Origin of the sequence: uncultured Haliea sp. (assembly GCF_963973825.1) — a bacterium.
GTDB lineage: Bacteria > Pseudomonadota > Gammaproteobacteria > Pseudomonadales > Halieaceae > Haliea.
Window position 1 is genome coordinate 158,563 of the sequence record NZ_CAXBAE010000008.1, and the last position, 16,134, is coordinate 174,696.

Genomic DNA, 16,134 nt, shown 5'->3' on the forward strand with positions numbered 1-16,134 from the left:
GCGATGGGGTCGAGGCAGTGACGGAAATGGATCAGGCGGTTGTGGCGCGTGAGGCAGCTGTACCGCGTATTGTATGCAAGTTTGGTGGGTCCAGCCTGGCGAGTGCCGAGCAGTTGCTCAAGGTGCGCGCGATTATCGAGGCTGACCCGCGGCGCAGTATCATCGTGCCGTCAGCGCCCGGCAAGCGTGACCCAGCCGACACCAAAGTGACCGATCTGCTGTATCTGTGCCATCACGCGGCGAGCATGAACAGCGATTTCAGTGCACCGTTGGCACAGATTACCGAGCGTTTCACGGCCATCGAGCGGGAGCTCGGCATGCAGCCCATGATTCAGGGTCACCTGGAGCGGTTTCGTGACCAGCTGGCCTCTGGCGTCAGCGCCGATTTTGCCGCCTCCCGTGGCGAGCATTTTTCCGGCCTGTTGCTGGCGGCCTGGCTGGAGGCCGAGTTTGTGGAGCCGGCGGAGTGCGTGGTGATTGGTGCCAACGGTCTGGTGGACCCCGCAACCTGGCCGTTGCTGGGCGCGCGCCTGGAAGACCGCGCCCGTCGTTATGTCGTGCCGGGTTTCTACGGGCGTGATGCCAGCGGCGAAGTGCGTACCTTCTCCCGTGGCGGCTCCGACGTCAGTGGCGCGGTTGCCGCGCGTGCGGCGCATGCCTCGCTGTACGAAAACTGGACGGATGTGTCCGGCCTGCTGATGGCCGACCCACGTATCGTGCCCAACCCCCGGCCCATGGCTGAGGTGACGTACGCGGAAATTCGTGAGCTGTCCTATATGGGGGCGAGCGTGTTGCACGAAGAGGCCATGGCACCCGTACGGGAAGTGGGCATTCCGGTGAACATACGCAATACCAATGAGCCAGACCATCCCGGTACACGCATTGTGGCCGAGCTCTCACCGGAGGTTATCCAGAGCACGCAGATCGCCGGGGTCGCGGGCAAGGCGAGCTTCGCCATGATCACCATCGGCAAGCACCTGATGAATCGTGAGGTGGGGTTTGTCTATCGCCTGCTGGGGGTGCTCGAGCATAACGGCATACCCTTTGAGCACTGCCCGTCCGCCATTGACAGCGTCAGCGTGGTCGTGGAGGCGCGCTGGCTTGAAGGGCGCGTTGATAGCCTGCTGGATGAAATTCGGCGCACACTGGAACCGGACGAGCTGGAGTTTGTGCCGAACATCGCCCTGATCGCGATTGTCGGCGAGGAAATGGCGCGCACACCGGGCATTGCGGCCAAGGTCTTCGGCGCGTTGGCGGCCGCGGGTGTGAATGTGCGGCTGATCAACCAGGGCGCATCAGAGTTGAACATCATTGTGGGGGTCGCACCGGAGGACTACGCGGCGGCGCTGCGGTCAATCTACAGTGCTTTCGTGGGTTAGCGGCTGTCGCGTCCTGGCGTCATTCAAGCCCTAGCCGATAGAGCAGTACGGCAGCGCGCTTGGCCTGCAAAGTCAGTGCCGGCAGGTAGCCGGTTTCATTCACCGTGTGGCCCTCCGTGCCGCTCATGCCGAGGCCGTCGAGGGCCATGTCGACATGCGCCGCCGCGAAGGCGATATCGGCGGCACCGGCGCGCAGCGGACTGACGGCCGTGACCGGCCCAAAACCCAGGTCCTCGCTGACCTCTGAGTACAGTGCAAGCAGCCGCTGGTTGCCCGCCGAGGGCGCCATAGGGGGGTAGCCTTCATCAAAGGTGATTGCCGCGCTGGTGTGTGGCAGATGCTCCGCAACAATCGCCTGCATGCGCGCCCTGGCGCGTACCAACTGCTCTGTCGAGAGCGCGCGAATATCGCCGTCCACGAGCGCGGATTCCGCCACGACGTTGCTCTTGCCGTAGGCGCTGGTGGTGTTTTCCGCGGGTTCGTCGCGCAGCGTGGTGCCGCCGGCAATGCGCCCCGGGTTAAAGGTCAGATACTGTTCATTGCGCAACACACTGTCATCGTGGAACGCGTTGAGGATGCGCGCCGCCTCATAAATTGCGCCGGAGCCAATGTCCTCCCGGAAGACCTGGGATGAATGGGCCGGGGTGCCCGTGACCCTCAGTTGCCAACCCACGCTGCCCCGGCGCGCGACGTTTGCCGTGCGGTAGTCGCCATCCCCGTTCTCGAAGCCCAACGCAATGTCGGCATGACGCGCTGCGTCCACCAGCGCCTGCTTGGACTGGGCCAGCGGCCTGCCGCTCAGCTCTTCATCCCCGGTCAGCACAACGGTGACGTCCAGCCGCTCCAGTGCGCCCGTTACACGCAGTGCCGCGAGCGCCTGCAGCATAATCACATTGCCGCCTTTCATGTCGGCGATACCCGGCCCGGTGGCATGGTGCTCGTCGATACGGGTAAAGCGCTGGAACGGGCTGTCCGGCTCGAACACTGTATCGAGGTGGCCGATCAGCAGCACCTTGCGCCGCGCCTCGGCACCGGTGTGGCGAGCCACCAGGTGGCCCGCCCGCTGAAAGCCCGCACCGTCTATCCATTCCACGGCGAACCCCTCCCGGGCAAAGGCTTCCCCGAACAGCTCACCCACGGCGCGTACGCCGGACAGGTTCATGGTGCCGCTGTTCATATTGACGCTGCGTATCAGCAGGTCCAGGGCGGCGTCCTCCTGCCGGTCGATGTGGGCCAGCAGGCGCTGCTCAACGGGGTCGGGTGTCGCGGTCAGGGCGTGGGTGGACAGTGCCCAGAGCAGTGACGCTGCGCCCAGCAGGCCGGTACGAAAAACAGTCTGCACAGTGGTTCTCCTTATCAACGAGGTCATCAGTCGCTGTACTCCAGCCCCGCAACGAGTACCCGGGTAGCCAGCTGCACCTCCTTGAGGAACAGCACCAGTGCCACGATCAACAGCAGCAGGCCCAGCACGAAGGCGACGACCACAAAGGTTTCGATGTGTATTGCCAGAAAATCACCGATGAACAGGCTGACCACAACAATACACACCATCAGGGCAGAGGCGGTGCACATGCCAATGGACCAGTTGATGATCCTGACCCGCCGCCACAATGTGCGCAATTCCCGGCTGGCCAGTGCCAGTTTGCTCTCGTCGCTGAAGCTGTTCGCCCGACGCTCGAGCACCCTGGCGCGATCGACAATGCGGCCCAGCCGTCCGGACATCACGTTCAGGAAGCCGGCGATGCCCGCCAGCAGAAATACCGGTGCGACGGCAATCTGGATGATGCTGGCCAGCGCTGTGACGGATTCTGCCATGTGTCTCTCCCTGCGGTGTGGTGGCGGTACCGGTCCATTCTGCGCCAGCGGCCATGCACAGGCAAACGGGTATCGCGCAGCCTCAGTCGGTGTGCGCGGATGCAGGCGGCGCCTCGCTGTGAACCAGGGACTGAAGGGCCAGTGCATGGTCGGTAAAGATCCAGTCTGCACCGCGATACACCTCGCGGCGCAGCGCGCCTGCCCGGCTGACGAAACCGGTGCCCACCTGTCGCCCGCTGGCCTGCAACTGGCGCAGGCGTCGACGCCCCAGCAGTGCGAAGGACCCGGCGACTGCGCCGTGGCCGAGGGCCGCGTTCTCCGCAATGATGCGGCGGGTGTTCATCCAGGCGACGTCGACACAGGCGGCGCGGGGCACTGTCGGGAAACCCTCGAGATGGTCGGGCACCAGCGACAGCAGGTGGAAGTCGCACACCGGTTGCAGTTCGGTCAGACAGGCGAGCACACGCGCCGGGTACTCGGGGCGCTGGCGCCATGATTCCTTGAGTTCCAGCATAAGGTGCACCTGGCCGCCAAGGTGGTGCACGAGTTCGGAGAGTGTCGGGATCGCGGGAATGTCGGCGCGCAGCCTCTCCAGTGTGCATTCGGCAATCACCAGGTCGGGCCGCCCGTGCAGGCGGCCGCAATGCGGGTCGTGACAGATCACCGGGTGCCCATCAGCCGTGAGCCGTACATCGGTTTCCACTGCCCACACGCCAGCCCTGGCACACAGTGCAAAGGCCTCAAGCGTGTTTTCCTGCGCGAGTCCGGGGCCGTGCGCCCCCCGGTGTGCGACGAGTCGCACTTCACGACCGCGCAACGGGGTGCGCGAACCTGGCGCCAGCACCCACAGGCAGTTGGCGAGGCTGTTCAGGAGGCTGCTTGGACTGGGCATGTTGATCCTCTATGCGGGGCGCTGTTGCAACCATACGCGCTCCCTTCGCGCTGTCCAGCGGTGGTCGCGCACTTGTTGCCGGGGCAGGCAAGCAGTATCCTCGGCTAACAAGAATTAGTCGCCGGTAGCATCGTCGCCCTCCAACAGCACGCAGCGGAGCCTTGCCATGGATATGCCCCTCGCCGTTCACATCGGCAACAACGATCTGCCCTTCGTCGACATCGGCGATGGCAGCCAACTCAAGGTGCTGCAGGTGAAACCGGATGAAGGCATCTGGGTCATCGAGAATATTTTCCAGGCAGGCTACGAAGTGGAAACCCACCGCCACACCGGGCCGGTGTATGGCTTCACAACCGGTGGCGCCTGGAAGTACAAGGAATATGATTACGTGAACCGCGCGGGCTCATTCCTCTATGAGCCCGCGGGCTCGGTACACACACTGCAGTGCATCGAGGACAACACTCGGGTGTGGTTCCACATGACGGGCTCCAACATCAACCTTGATGCCGCGGGCAATATCACCTCGGTGGTGGATGGTGCACTCACCCTGGCGTTCTACCTTGCCATGTGTGAGCAACAGGGTCTGCCGCGACCCAACGTGCTGATGGGGTGACTATGGAGATCGATATTTACAGCCCCGACAGCTACGTGCAGGGCATTCCGCATGCACAGTTTGCCTGGCTGCGCGAACACGCGCCGGTGTACTGGCATCCGCACCCGGACGGAGGTGGTTACTGGGTGTTGAGCAAGCACGCGGACATCGTTGCCGTGTCGCGGGACTTCAAAACCTTTTCTGCCCAGCGCGGCTTCGTCATGGTGGACGACATGCCGCCGGACATTCTCGGCATGGTGCAGAACCAGCTGCTCGGCATGGATCCGCCCAATCACGGCCCGATTCGTCGCGCCGTTATCACGCGCTTTACATCGCGGCGCCTTGCCGAGCTCGAGCCCAGGGTTCGGGACATTGCGCGACGCATCATGTCCGGTGTGCAGTGCGGCACGGAAATCAATTTTGTCGACGACCTGGCGGGTGACCTGCCCACCGCCGTGATCTGCTCACTGCTGGATATTCCGGAAGACATGTGGCCGCAGATACGTCGCTGGTCGGACGTGCAGACCTCCGGGTCGGATCCGGATCTTGGCGGTACGCCGGAAGAGGTGACACAGGCGTCCATCGATATGGGGTCCTACGGCTATTCACTGGCAGCACAGCGTCGCGATGGCAAGGGTGAAGACCTCGTTTCGCTGCTGGTCAATCAGGAGATCGACGGGCACACGGTGTCGGAGATGGAGTTTGCCTCGCTCTTCGTGCAGCTTGCCGTGGCCGGCAACGAAACCACCCGCGGCCTGATCAGTTCCGGCATGGATCAGGTGTTGCGTATCCCCGGGCTGTATCGGCAGCTGGCATCCAACCCTGGTGCACTGCCACTCGCGATAGAAGAGATGCTGCGCTGGACCTGCCCCCTGCATTATTTCCGTCGCACGGCCACCTGCGATACGCAGGTGCGCGGGCAGCCGATTCGTGAGGGTGAGCGCGTTGTGATGCTGTACAGCTCGGGCAATTTTGACGAGGAGGTGTTTGCCGATCCGATGCGTTTTGATGTGACGCGTTCCCCCAATCCGCATCTCGCCTTTGGTCACGGCATTCACCTGTGTCTCGGTGCCAACCTGGCGCGCATGGAAGCGCGAATTTTCTTTGAGGAATTTTTTCGCGCCTTCGCCGGCATAGAGCGTACCGGAGAGCCGGTGTTTATCCGCTCCAACAGTATTCACGCTTTCAAACAGATGCCGGTTCGTCTGCAAGCCGCCTGACCAACGGCCAACCAGCAAAATAAAAGGAAACCTGCATGCGTCACGCCGTCTTTCTCGCTCTGTTGCTACTGCCTGTCGCGGCCAGCGCCCAGGAGAAAACCCTGCTGTGGGGTGACACTCATCTCCACACCACCTATTCCTCCGACGCCTTTGCCAACAACAACCTGCTTGCGGACCCGGACACCGCCTACCGTTACGCGCAAGGCCTTCCTGTGGTGCACCCGTATCACGGCGCACGCCTGCAGATCGAAACGCCGCTGGACTTTCTCGTGGTGTCTGACCACGCCGAGTACATGGGCGTGATTCGCCATCTTTATTACAGCGGCTCGGACGGTGTGAACCTGGGCCTTGTCGACAGGCTGAAAGCTGATTTTGTCGGCTGGCTGCTGCGGCGCCGGGTAGACGAGGGACGCGGCCGTGAACTGTTCGTGTCGGTTCTGCCCAAGTCCACCGACGATCCCCGCGAGGCCGCCAAGAGTCTGCGTGTTGGCTCCAGCATGATACCGGACATGCCATCCGTGGAAACCGACACCTGGCGACACATTGCCGAAACTGCAGACCGGTACAACCAGCCGGGACGCTTTACGGCGCTGATAGGCTGGGAGTGGAGTTCGATTCCCGGCGGTGCCAATCTGCATCGCGTGGTGGTCACGGACGGGGATGCGCGCAGCGCGCGCAAATACCAGCCCTTCGGCCTGGATGACAGCCAGTACCCTGAGGACCTGTGGCAGTGGCTGGCCGCCACCGCGCAGGAAACCGGTGATGATTTCATAGCGATTCCCCACAACTCCAACATTTCCAAGGGCTTCATGTTCGACGAAACCACGCTGCGGGGGGAGCCACTGACGGAGGAGCTGGCCAGCGTGCGCAGTTATTGGGAGCCGGTAGCGGAGATTACGCAGATCAAGGGCGATTCAGAAACCCATCCGGCGCTGTCGCCCGATGATTCCTTTGCGGCGTTTGAAAACTACCCGTTCTACATTCAGCAGGGTGCGAGCGATTACACCCCCGCGGCCGGTGATTTTCTGCGCCCGGCCTTGCTCCGTGGGCTGGCACTGGAAGCTGAACTTGGCGTGAACCCCTACCAGTTGGGCTTTATCGGCTCCACCGATTCCCACACCAGCCTGTCCTCGGCGGAGGAGAACAACTTCCACGGTAAATTGGCCACGGATTCCATCCCGGCCAACAAGCAGAATCGCTGGGCTGACGAGGAGGGCCCCAGCGGCTGGGCAATGTCGGCCTCCGGGCTTGCTGCAGTCTGGGCGGAGAACAACACCCGGGAATCCATTCTGGAGGCCCTGCGCCGACGAGAAGTCTATGCCACCAGTGGTCCGCGTATCGGCGTGAGACTGTATGCCGGTTGGAACCTGCCTGTGCTTGGCGCAGACAGTGCGGAAGACTGGCAGGCGGCCGCTGCGGCGGGTGTGCCGATGGGCGGCGAGCTGCCCACAGCGCCTACAGACACCGCTCCGCAGATTCTGGTGCAGGCCTCGCGCGACCCGGTGGGCGCCAATCTCGACCGGATTCAGGTCATCAAGGGCTGGATTGATGCGGCGGGGGCCACTCATGAGCGCATTTACGATGTTGCCTGGTCTGATGCGCGGGAGCTGGATGCAGCCGGGGTACTGCCCGCGGTAGGTAACACCGTGAATCTGGCGACCGGTGAGTGGGACAACAGCATCGGTGCGGCGCGTCTCGCGACGCTCTGGCAGGACCCGGATTTCGATCCGTCCCAGAACGCGTTTTATTACGTGCGCGTGCTGCAGATTCCGACACCGCGCCATTCCCTGCTCGACGCGCTGGCGCTCAAGCAGGAGGAGGCCGAGGGTTATCCATCCACCCTGCAGGAGCGGGCCTATACCTCACCGGTCTGGTACCGACCGACCCGTTGAGGCGACATCGGAGCCGTTGCCCATGTCGCGGGCAACGGCTTCCAGTTCAGTGATCATCTCAGCGATGTGGGTGAGGTGGGGGGCTTCGGCGCGCAGTATGGCGAGGAACAGCCGGCGCTTGTAATCCTGCAGGTCGAGCCCGGCGGCAACCGCCTCAGGCGCTGCACTGCCGACAATGTCCACCAGCCGCTCGGCCGCGGTGAGGCGCCCCCAGAGATAGTCGTTCTCGCGAAAGCGCCGTGAAAAGAAGGCGCCAAAGTTGCCAAACTGCACGCCTTTCAGAATATCCCGCGCGCCACCGTGGCGCAGGCTGTTGGCGTCGTCCACAGCGATGCGATCGACTTTGATCTGTTCCAGTGTGTCCATCTGCCGGCTTTGGCTCATCGGGTAGGTCAGCACGTCGTAGTGGGCGAAGCCCAGGTAGCTGGTGAGCACCTCGCGAACCAGATGCATGGCGCCCGCCGCCTGGCACCAGTCTGCCAGTTCGCTCTCCAGCGCCGTATCGAACTCCACCAGGTTCAGCCGTTCCCGAACGCGCACCAGGAAGGCGTTCAGGTGGTCGTCCAGACAGTCTTCTCCGGGACGCTCCAGATGTGCGCCGCGCCAGTCCATGTGCTCGCGCAGGGTTTCTGCGCGGCCGTACAGCCGTAACTTGAGTTGGTCGAGATGCTCACGATAGCGTGGAATGCGCAGGGTGTCGGGGTCGGTATACAGTTCATTCGCACGGCGGATAAGCAGCATGACCCGCCGCAGCCGGTGACGGATATCGTAGTTGCGCAGGAACTGCACCCAGGGGGTCGCTTCCTGAAAGCGTGCGCTGCTGGCGCTGTCACCCATGGGTCGGATGCGCGTCATGCGCGCCCAGGCCTGTAGCCGGGTGACGGCTTCGGCCCGGGTGAGCCCGCGCGTGCTGCGCTGGAACAGTTCTGCCAACTCATCCAGCAGACCGAGCACCTTTAAACGCGAGTAGCCCTCATAGGCGTAGCCGGCATCGACGGCGGCGCGCATATTGGCGTTCTTGCCCCAGGTGGCAATGGTGGCCGCAGAGGGCGCCTTATTGAGCGTATCGTCCAGTTGGTTGCCCACAGTTGCCAGCACCTGCGCGCGCACACCATCGGCGACCTCACGATGCAGGTGTACGGTGTTGTTGAACTCGGCAATCCATTCCAGGTCGTCGCGAATCGGCTGGTGGCGCGGAATGCTGGAGAGCGCGCCCAGCAGGGTGGTGAAAAAGCCGGGCGCCTCGCGCGCGGTTTCGCGTTCCGGTTCCGGGTTGGGCTCCAGGTAGACCAGTCGGCGATCTGTTTCCCGGTGGGCCGGATGGCGCTGTACGGCGTCCAGCGCTACCGAGACCGGCTTGTTCATCAGTACGCTGCCGTCGATAAAAGCCGCCTCGTCTGCACGCTCGCCCGCGCGGCGGGCGCTGCGCAGCTGGCGTGTGATAAAGGCATTGCGGCCTTCCCAGCGGGTGCTGCGCTGCTCCAGTACCGCATCCATTTCCGCCAGGCGCAGCGGCGGGAAGGCGCCAGGGAAACTGCTGGTGGCGCGCGCTGCAAACGCCAGCGACGGGAGATGATCGCGGCCCAGCGTAGAGGGGTGCAGGTCGCGGTTCTGATTGAACTGGTGGTGAAAGTGGAAGGTGTGGCGGTGTTCCCGTTCGCGCACCGTTGCCGGGTCGTGCAGGGGGATGGTTTGCGGCGAGCCCCAGAAGTCCGTGGTGGTGACGAACAACTCCAGTGGCAGTCCCGGCGGCAGCAGTGACTGGCAACCGTCGGCCTGCTCCTCGCCGAGCGCTTCCAGTGCATCAAGCATCATGTTGCTCATGGTGGGCCCGGAAAAGGGTGGCTCAAACCAGCGGGAGCGCATGAACAGCGACAGGTTCCGCAGCACCTCCGGATCTTCACTGGTAATGCCCGCCCGTCGGTTGTGGCGTTTGCGCAGCAGCCCGGCCAGCCAGAACAGTGGGCGCATGTAGAGCTTCGAGAGTCGCGAGGGTCGCGCGGCGGGGTCCAGCAGTGCCTCGATATCCGCAAGATCCAGCCACAGCTTGCGATGCGCGTCGAGCGAGAGGTCAAAAGCCAGCGCGCGCGCCAGCATGATGCCGTTGATGCCGCCAGCTGATGCGCCGGCAATCACGTCCACCAGCACCCGCAGGCGCACGTGCCCGCCGATTTGTTGCAGCAGCTCGAAGTAAACGGTTTCCGTGTCCAGTTCGCCGCGGTGTGGCGCGGCATCAACATACTGTGCGGCAGCCGCCGACTCCTCGGGCACAGCGTGATAGGCCCTGGACGCCCGCACGAGCTTGAGGATTTCCCGCGTCACGCCATGCATGTACACAGCGAGCGATACGCCGCCATAGCACACCAGGGCCAACCGCAGCTCCCGTTCGGGTGCGGCATTGGGTGCATCTCTGGCAGTCATGTCGGCTCCTCAAACGGGTAGCAAAAAGGTTTTCGCGAAGCGCAGTGTGCCAACCAGTATACCGCCGTCCCGCGCGTCCGCCTCAACTATCAATATACCCTGCGGCTGTCCTTCTGCCGCAGAGGCGCTGCGCCGCAGGTTGAAGCCGTTGAGGAAGATGTCGGTGCGGGTCAGGTGGCTGTCTACCGAAAAGCGTGCATAGCGGTCCCAGGCAATCAGCCGCGCGGCCGGGATACTCTGCTGTACCTGCTCGGCGGTGGCGGGCCGCCCGCGCGTCCGCAGTATCAGGCGGCCGGGTCCGCCGCGGCAGCGCGCTGTGTGGAATACCATGCGCCCCATCAGCAACGTGGCGACGCGCAGGCTTATCACCGTGCGCAGCTCAACATGTGCGTTCATCGCTACAAAGTTGCGGTAGCTGAAGACCACCTCTTCACCTTCTGCCATTTCCCAGTCCACCAGGTGTTCGGCTTCCACGGAATTGAATGTCAGGCTGCTGCCCGCCTGCAGCGGCATCGCCACATGGCTCATGTTCCAGGCGCCATAGCGCAGCCTTGAGAGCAGCGATGACCGCCATTGGGGAATGCTGAAACGCGGCGCCGGGCCCAGGGGCTGGTAGTTCGCCTTGTAGTAAATGTCGCAGGGGTAGTCGGCGGCAATATTCACTTCCTGTCGGTGCCGCACGACGCCCTGCGCGGGTGTTCCTTCAACCTCCAGCAGATCCACATCAATCTCGGTGGAGCGGTCGAAGACGACGCGGGCAAAGACGTACAGGTAGCTCTTGATGGCGATGACCACAAGCCACAGCAGCAGCAACTGCTGCGCAGCTTCGCTGGCGGTGCGGAAGCGGGCGATGGCATTGTGGGTCTGGCGCTGTGCGTCCCCCAGCAGCGCCTGCAGCCGGGTTCGTGCCGTTGGTACCCAAGCCGCGTCCTCGGCGTCTGTCTTCAGCGCTGCCGCCCGCCCGCGCATATCGGCAACAAACTTCCGTTCGGTGCGCGCCCTGGATTTGCGGTAGGCCTTGTTCAGCTCCGAGACAACCAGGTTCCTGGCACCGCAGCCAATATCGGCAAAACCGCAGGAAACGGTGCGCATGCCGGTGGAGGCCGGCACCACGGCAAACAGGCGGCGCGCCTCGCGCTCGGCCACATCGGGAACGCGGTCGACAGTGCTGTCGACGCTGCTCAATGCCAGCTCCAGCCGCTGGTGCTGTGCGGCATATGCCCTGGCAACTGTCCGGTCGATATTGCTGAAGATATCAAGCCGGCTGACCTGCCAGGCGATGGCTGTTTCCAGGTCCGGCGGGCACTGGAAGGGTGCCGGCTGCACGTCGTGGATGTCGTCAAAGGGCAGCGGTGGAACATAAGCGCAGAGGGTTTGCGTGGCGGTTTCCATGGGTGCCAGCCGGGTGATCTGCTCGGGGAGCAGTCGGGCATGGCCCGGGGGGCACGCGAGTATGATGTTCGCATCACCCGCCTCCAGAGCGCAGTAGGGAGTGACCGAGCCGCTGCGGTAGAGCATCGCTTCGCCGCCTTCACTGAGCCGGTTGCCCAGGTGCAGGCCAAGCGCAATCAGCAGCAGCATCGGCCACCAGAGCATCAGTGCCCGGGTGATCAGTGCGCGCATGTTGCTGCGACCGAGATCGCGAGCGAAAGGCAGGTTCTGCCGCACGGATTCCACGGCAAGGCGGCCGACGACCAGGGTCAACAGGCAAAGGGCGGCGGCGCTCAGCGAGACCGCATCATCGAACTGCCACAATAACAGCAGCAGCATGGCAAACAGCGCAAAGCCCAATGACATCACCTTCCCGTGGGCGATGAACAGTATCGCTACCACAACGGCAGAGGCGACGTAGACGCTGTTGATGCCATCTAGCAGGTTGCCCACCGGGCTTGCGGCCAGCGTGACCAGGAGACAGGGTGGCACGGCGAGCAGGTAGCGTTTTCCACCCAGGGGCCGTGCCAGCCACCACGCCAGGCCAGCGATGGCCAGACCGGCAACGCCGAAGGGGTTGTCGATAATGCCGAACGAGTAGCGCTCATCCAGCCTGCCAGGCCAGGTGTGCGGCAGCAACAGGTCGGCGCGGAGGGCAGGGTAGAGCCCAAGCAGGGCGACCAGCCAATAGGCATCGCGAAGACGCGGGGTTGTTATTGTCACGTTGATGCCCCTTGCGTTGATGGCTCCAAGTCAGTGTAACAAACACCCCGGTGTTGTCGTGTCTGACGCGGATTGCGGGTGCCGCAGCCTTGCCGGGGCGACTGTGATAGTCTTTCGGCAAACACCCTTCATGAGTGGGATCGTCCTTGATTCTGACCAGACCTGCCACCGCGCTCCTGCTGGCGGCCTGCGCTTGCGCCCTTGTCTTCTGGTGGTGGTGGCGCGGCCCGGCGCTGCCCGCCTACGAGCTTGCCGTCATGCCCCTGCAGCAGACCGTGGTGGCTTCCGGCCGGGTGGCAGCGGTGTCCCGGGCGCAGGTGGGTGCCGAGATGACCGGCGTGGTGCTGGAGCGGCGTGTGCGGGAAGGTGACCGCGTTGCCCCGGGTGACGTGATGCTGGTGCTGCGGCCGGATGAACTGGCGGCGCAGGTGCGGCAGGCGGAGGTGGCGTTGCAGCAGCTGGAGACCGCAACGCGGCCGCAGGCCGAGCTGGCATTGACCCGTGCAGAAACCACGCTGTTGCAGGCGCGCCGCGAGGCGGAGCGACGCCGCGACCTGACCGCGCGCGGCCTGCTGTCACGGGAGGCGCTGGAACAGGCGGAGGAGGCGGAAACGCTGGCGCAGAATGGCGCTGCGACAGCACGTGTGGCGGCTGCGGCTGTGGCACCGGGCGGTACCGAGGAGGCTGTGCTGCGCGCCGGACTGGCATCGCTGCAGGCCCAGCTGGCGAAGACCACGGTGCGGTCAGAGGTTGCCGGCACGGTGCTGACCCGCGATGTCGAGCCGGGTGACCTGGTGCAGCCGGGCAAGGTACTGTTCACCGTGGCCCGCGACGGCGAAACCGAAATTCGCGTGCCGCTGGATGAGAAGAACCTCGCGTTTCTCGCGTTGGGACAGCCGGCGGTGGTGCTGGCCGATGCCTATCCCGGGCGGCCCTTTGACGCGCGTCTCCGCTTCCTGGCGCCCCGTGTGGATCCGGAGCGCGGCACCGTGGAAGCTCACCTGTCGGTGGCTCAGGCGCCGGACTTCCTGCGCGAGGACATGACCGTATCGGTCAGCATCCTGACGGGGCGACGCGATAGCGCGCTTGCGTTGCCCAATGATGCCCTCGCTGCTGTTCAGGGCGCCCGCGCGCAGGTAGTCCGTGTCAGCGAGGGCCGGCTGCAGCGTGTCGCGGTGGAGCTGGGTCTGCGCGGCACGGCGTTCTCGGAAGTGACGACCGGGCTGGCAGCGGGGGACCGGATACTGGTTGATCCCGGCGTCGCGCTGGCCGAGGGCACGCGCGTGCGTATCGAGCCCTGGCCGCTGCCTCTGGGAGAGCGTAGCGGCGCAGACGGCAACCGCAACGCATTGCCGGTGCAGTTTGACTGAGTCGCCCGTCAGCACTGCGGGTGCGCGGCTGTGGACGGCCTGGGTATTGGCGCTGCAGTTTCTGCGCGATGGCCGCGGGCAGACAGTCACCATCATGGTGGGTGTGGCGGTAGGGGTGGCGGTGGTGGTGTTTGTCAGCGCCCTGATCCAGGGTTTGCAGTCGAACATCGTGCAGCGCACCCTCGGTACCCAGGCGCATATCCGCGTGCTGGCCCCGGATGAGGTGAACCAGCGGCCGGCGTTCGCAGAGGACACCCTGCAGCTGGTGTGGGAAGACAGGCGCGCCCAGCGGCGCCGCTCCATCAACAATTGGCAGCAGGTGGTCGCAACCCTGGACACGCTGTCTTCCGTGGGGGCCGTGTCGCCGGTGATCGCCGGGCCGGCTTTCGCGGGTCGCGGCGCCGCGCTGGAATCCGTTGCGCTGACCGGGATCGACCTGCAGCGCTACCAGCAGATTATCCCGTTGGCTGACTACATCACCGGCGGCAGTGTGCGGCTGGAACCGGGTGAAGCCATGATCGGCAGTGAGCTGGCCGCCACGCTCGGTCTGTCGGTGGGTGACAAGTTGCGCCTGGACACCGGCCGCGACAATCCGGCGGTGGTGAACGTCGTGGCCGTCTTTGAGCTCGGTGTGCGGGAGCTGGATGCGCGCAACGTCTATCTTGGCCTGAAACAGGCCCAGGCACTGCTCGGTCTGCCCGGCGGCGTAACCCAGCTCGACCTGGTGGTGGAGGACATTTTCGCCGCCGACACGATTGCCCGGCGCATTGCCCGGCTGACCGGGCTGGAGGCCGAGAGCTGGATGGAAAAGAATGCCCAGCTGATGAATGCGCTGAGCGCGCAAAGCCTCTCCACCAACATGATTATCGTGTTCGTATCGCTGTCGGTGGCCTTTGGCATCGCCAGTGTCCTGTCGGTGAGCGTCGTGCAGCGCACGCGGGAGATCGGCATCCTGCGCGCCATGGGCGCGGGGCGCCAGCAGGTGCTGCAGGTTTTTCTGATTCAGGGCGCCCTGTACGGCTTGCTCGGTGCCCTGATGGGGATTGCCGGTGCCTACGTTCTCGTCTGGGTATTCAATACCTTTGGTCCGGGCCTGTTTTTTATTCCTGTCGCCGGCGGTCTGGTTGTGTTCGCCCTTGTGCTGGCCACGGTGGTTGGCGTGCTCGCCGCAGCGGTGCCCTCACGGCGGGCGGCGATGCTGGATCCGGTGGTGGCCATTCGCTATGTCTGAAGCACAGCCGGCGGTATTGCGCCTGGCGGGGTTGCGCAAATCCTACAATGTCGGCCTGCCCAACGAGACGGAGGTGTTGCACGGCCTGGACCTGGTCATCGAGCGCGATGATTTCGCCGCCTTGATCGGCCCCTCGGGTTCCGGCAAAAGCACGCTGCTGAACCTGATCGGCTTGCTGGACCAGCCCACTGCCGGCGAGCTGTACCTGCTGGGCGAGCCCACCAGCACCATGGACGATGCCGGCCGCACACGGCTACGCGGTGAGTCCATCGGCTTTGTCTTCCAGTTCCATCATCTGGTTCAGGCCTTTGGCGCACTGGACAACGTGTTGATGCCGTTGATGCTGCGTCACGGCCGTCCGGGCCCCGCGGCGATTGACCGCGCCCGGAGCCTGCTTGCGGCAATGGGGCTGGAGAAGTATGCGCAGACCCGACCCAACCAGTTGTCCGGAGGCCAGCAGCAGCGGGTTGCCATTGCCCGCGCGCTGGTCACCCAGCCCTCGCTGCTGCTTGCGGATGAGCCGACGGGCAACCTGGATACCCGTACCGCGGCGGATGTGTTCGAGCTGATGCGGCGCTTTGGTCGCGAGGTGGGCTGTGCGGTGCTGTTGGTGACCCACGATCCGCGCCTGTCCGCGGCCTGCGACAGAACCATTGATCTGGTGGATGGGCGCATCGTCAGCGATACCCGGGCGCCCACCGGTCCGTCGGTCACCGGTTAAACAGCCGCGCTGCGGCGGCTGCGTTACTCGCTGGGGTCCTGTCCGGGCCACGCGTAACCGTGCGGCAGTGGCGCGCCCTGGGCATCCAGATTGACGAATACAATGCGATCGATAGAGATGATGGTCTGCTTGGTGAGCTTGTTGCGGACCTCTGCCCGCAGCGTCACCGAGGTGCGTCCGCAGGCGGTCACTTCCACCCCCATCTCGACAATGTCGCCCTGGTGCGCGGAGCTGACGAAATTGATTTCGGACATGAACTTGGTCACCAGGTGCCGATTTCCACCCAACTGGCTCATGGCGTAAATCACCGCCTCTTCATCGATCCAGCTCAACAGTTGCCCACCAAACAGGCTGCCGTGGGGGTTGAGGTTTTCCGGCTTGATCCACTTGCGTGAATAGAACTTCATCGTCGTGTCTTTCTGTCAGGGTCAGTATTCAGTCTTGCGC

13 protein-coding genes are annotated in these 16,134 nt (G+C 64.2%); 7 read left to right on the forward strand and 6 right to left on the reverse strand.

The annotated features are described in order from the left end of the window. The first annotated feature begins 26 nt into the window (after positions 1-26). Positions 27-1,379 (forward strand): aspartate kinase, encoded by a 1,353-nt coding sequence (locus tag AACZ17_RS11205; protein ID WP_290746118.1) that lies wholly within the window; start codon positions 27-29, stop codon positions 1,377-1,379. 19 nt (positions 1,380-1,398) lie between these two features. Here the strand turns inward: AACZ17_RS11205 and AACZ17_RS11210 are convergent, their stop codons facing one another. The 3 genes from AACZ17_RS11210 to AACZ17_RS11220 all read right to left on the reverse strand — a co-directional run bounded on the left by AACZ17_RS11210 (position 1,399) and on the right by AACZ17_RS11220 (position 4,086). Further along, positions 1,399-2,721 carry a M20/M25/M40 family metallo-hydrolase gene (locus AACZ17_RS11210; RefSeq protein ID WP_290746037.1) on the reverse strand — a complete coding sequence of 441 codons (1,323 nt, stop codon included), beginning with the start codon at positions 2,719-2,721 and terminating at the stop codon, positions 1,399-1,401. Between the two features lie 26 nt (positions 2,722-2,747). After that, entirely contained in the window at positions 2,748-3,194 is a 447-nt protein-coding gene (locus tag AACZ17_RS11215; RefSeq protein ID WP_290746040.1) for a DUF2721 domain-containing protein, read from the reverse strand. Positions 3,195-3,276: 82 nt separating this feature from the next. After that, positions 3,277-4,086 (reverse strand): glycerophosphodiester phosphodiesterase, encoded by an 810-nt coding sequence (locus tag AACZ17_RS11220; RefSeq protein WP_290746043.1) that lies wholly within the window; start codon positions 4,084-4,086, stop codon positions 3,277-3,279. A gap of 166 nt (positions 4,087-4,252) precedes the next feature. On the opposite strand from AACZ17_RS11220, the gene AACZ17_RS11225 reads away from it, so the two are divergent. The 3 genes from AACZ17_RS11225 to AACZ17_RS11235 are packed head-to-tail and all read left to right on the forward strand — an operon-like array spanning position 4,253 to position 7,790. Further along, positions 4,253-4,699, forward strand: coding sequence for a 2,4'-dihydroxyacetophenone dioxygenase family protein (locus AACZ17_RS11225; RefSeq protein ID WP_290746046.1), 447 nt, complete (start codon positions 4,253-4,255; stop codon positions 4,697-4,699). Between the two features lie 2 nt (positions 4,700-4,701). Then, on the forward strand, positions 4,702-5,898 hold the full coding sequence (locus tag AACZ17_RS11230; protein WP_290746049.1) for a cytochrome P450: 1,197 nt from the start codon (positions 4,702-4,704) through the stop codon (positions 5,896-5,898). Between the two features lie 35 nt (positions 5,899-5,933). Then, entirely contained in the window at positions 5,934-7,790 is a 1,857-nt protein-coding gene (locus AACZ17_RS11235) for a DUF3604 domain-containing protein (protein WP_290746052.1), read from the forward strand. On the opposite strand, the gene AACZ17_RS11240 is transcribed toward AACZ17_RS11235, so the two are convergent. Both AACZ17_RS11240 and AACZ17_RS11245 read right to left on the reverse strand, forming a co-directional pair. Then, positions 7,761-10,211 (reverse strand): patatin-like protein, encoded by a 2,451-nt coding sequence (locus AACZ17_RS11240; RefSeq protein WP_290746055.1) that lies wholly within the window; start codon positions 10,209-10,211, stop codon positions 7,761-7,763. The two genes, AACZ17_RS11235 and AACZ17_RS11240, sit on opposite strands and share 30 nt — an antisense overlap. 9 nt (positions 10,212-10,220) lie before the next feature. After that, the gene (locus tag AACZ17_RS11245) at positions 10,221-12,365 is read right to left on the reverse strand and encodes a hypothetical protein (RefSeq protein WP_290746058.1); all 2,145 of its coding nucleotides are present in this window, start codon (positions 12,363-12,365) and stop codon (positions 10,221-10,223) included. 146 nt (positions 12,366-12,511) lie between these two features. Between AACZ17_RS11245 and AACZ17_RS11250 the strand changes: the two genes are divergently transcribed. Genes AACZ17_RS11250 through AACZ17_RS11260 form a run of 3 tightly spaced genes read left to right on the forward strand, consistent with a single transcriptional unit; the run spans position 12,512 to position 15,687 of the window. After that, positions 12,512-13,735: an efflux RND transporter periplasmic adaptor subunit gene (locus tag AACZ17_RS11250; RefSeq protein ID WP_290746061.1), complete on the forward strand. Its 1,224-nt coding sequence runs from the start codon at positions 12,512-12,514 to the stop codon at positions 13,733-13,735. Next, complete coding sequence (locus AACZ17_RS11255; RefSeq protein ID WP_290746064.1) at positions 13,728-14,966, forward strand: FtsX-like permease family protein; 1,239 nt, start codon at positions 13,728-13,730, stop codon at positions 14,964-14,966. Before AACZ17_RS11250 ends, AACZ17_RS11255 begins: the two co-directional genes overlap by 8 nt. After that, positions 14,959-15,687, forward strand: a complete 729-nt coding sequence (locus AACZ17_RS11260) for an ABC transporter ATP-binding protein (RefSeq protein WP_290746067.1) — start codon at positions 14,959-14,961, stop codon at positions 15,685-15,687. Before AACZ17_RS11255 ends, AACZ17_RS11260 begins: the two co-directional genes overlap by 8 nt. Before the next feature lie 23 nt (positions 15,688-15,710). On the opposite strand, the gene AACZ17_RS11265 is transcribed toward AACZ17_RS11260, so the two are convergent. After that, positions 15,711-16,094, reverse strand: coding sequence for a hotdog domain-containing protein (locus AACZ17_RS11265; RefSeq protein ID WP_290746070.1), 384 nt, complete (start codon positions 16,092-16,094; stop codon positions 15,711-15,713). Positions 16,095-16,134 lie beyond the last annotated feature (40 nt).

Bases quoted from the DNA above. Each gene is read 5' to 3' on its own strand.
- AACZ17_RS11240 (WP_290746055.1), bottom strand. From the start codon at position 10,211: ATGACTGCCAGAGATGCACCCAATGCCGCACCCGAACGGGAGCTGCGG.
- AACZ17_RS11265 (WP_290746070.1), bottom strand. From the start codon at position 16,094: ATGAAGTTCTATTCACGCAAGTGGATCAAGCCGGAAAACCTCAACCCC.
- AACZ17_RS11260 (WP_290746067.1), top strand. From the start codon at position 14,959: ATGTCTGAAGCACAGCCGGCGGTATTGCGCCTGGCGGGGTTGCGCAAA.
- AACZ17_RS11235 (WP_290746052.1), top strand. From the start codon at position 5,934: ATGCGTCACGCCGTCTTTCTCGCTCTGTTGCTACTGCCTGTCGCGGCC.
- AACZ17_RS11215 (WP_290746040.1), bottom strand. From the start codon at position 3,194: ATGGCAGAATCCGTCACAGCGCTGGCCAGCATCATCCAGATTGCCGTC.
- AACZ17_RS11230 (WP_290746049.1), top strand. From the start codon at position 4,702: ATGGAGATCGATATTTACAGCCCCGACAGCTACGTGCAGGGCATTCCG.
- AACZ17_RS11220 (WP_290746043.1), bottom strand. From the start codon at position 4,086: ATGCCCAGTCCAAGCAGCCTCCTGAACAGCCTCGCCAACTGCCTGTGG.
- AACZ17_RS11225 (WP_290746046.1), top strand. From the start codon at position 4,253: ATGGATATGCCCCTCGCCGTTCACATCGGCAACAACGATCTGCCCTTC.
- AACZ17_RS11205 (WP_290746118.1), top strand. From the start codon at position 27: ATGGATCAGGCGGTTGTGGCGCGTGAGGCAGCTGTACCGCGTATTGTA.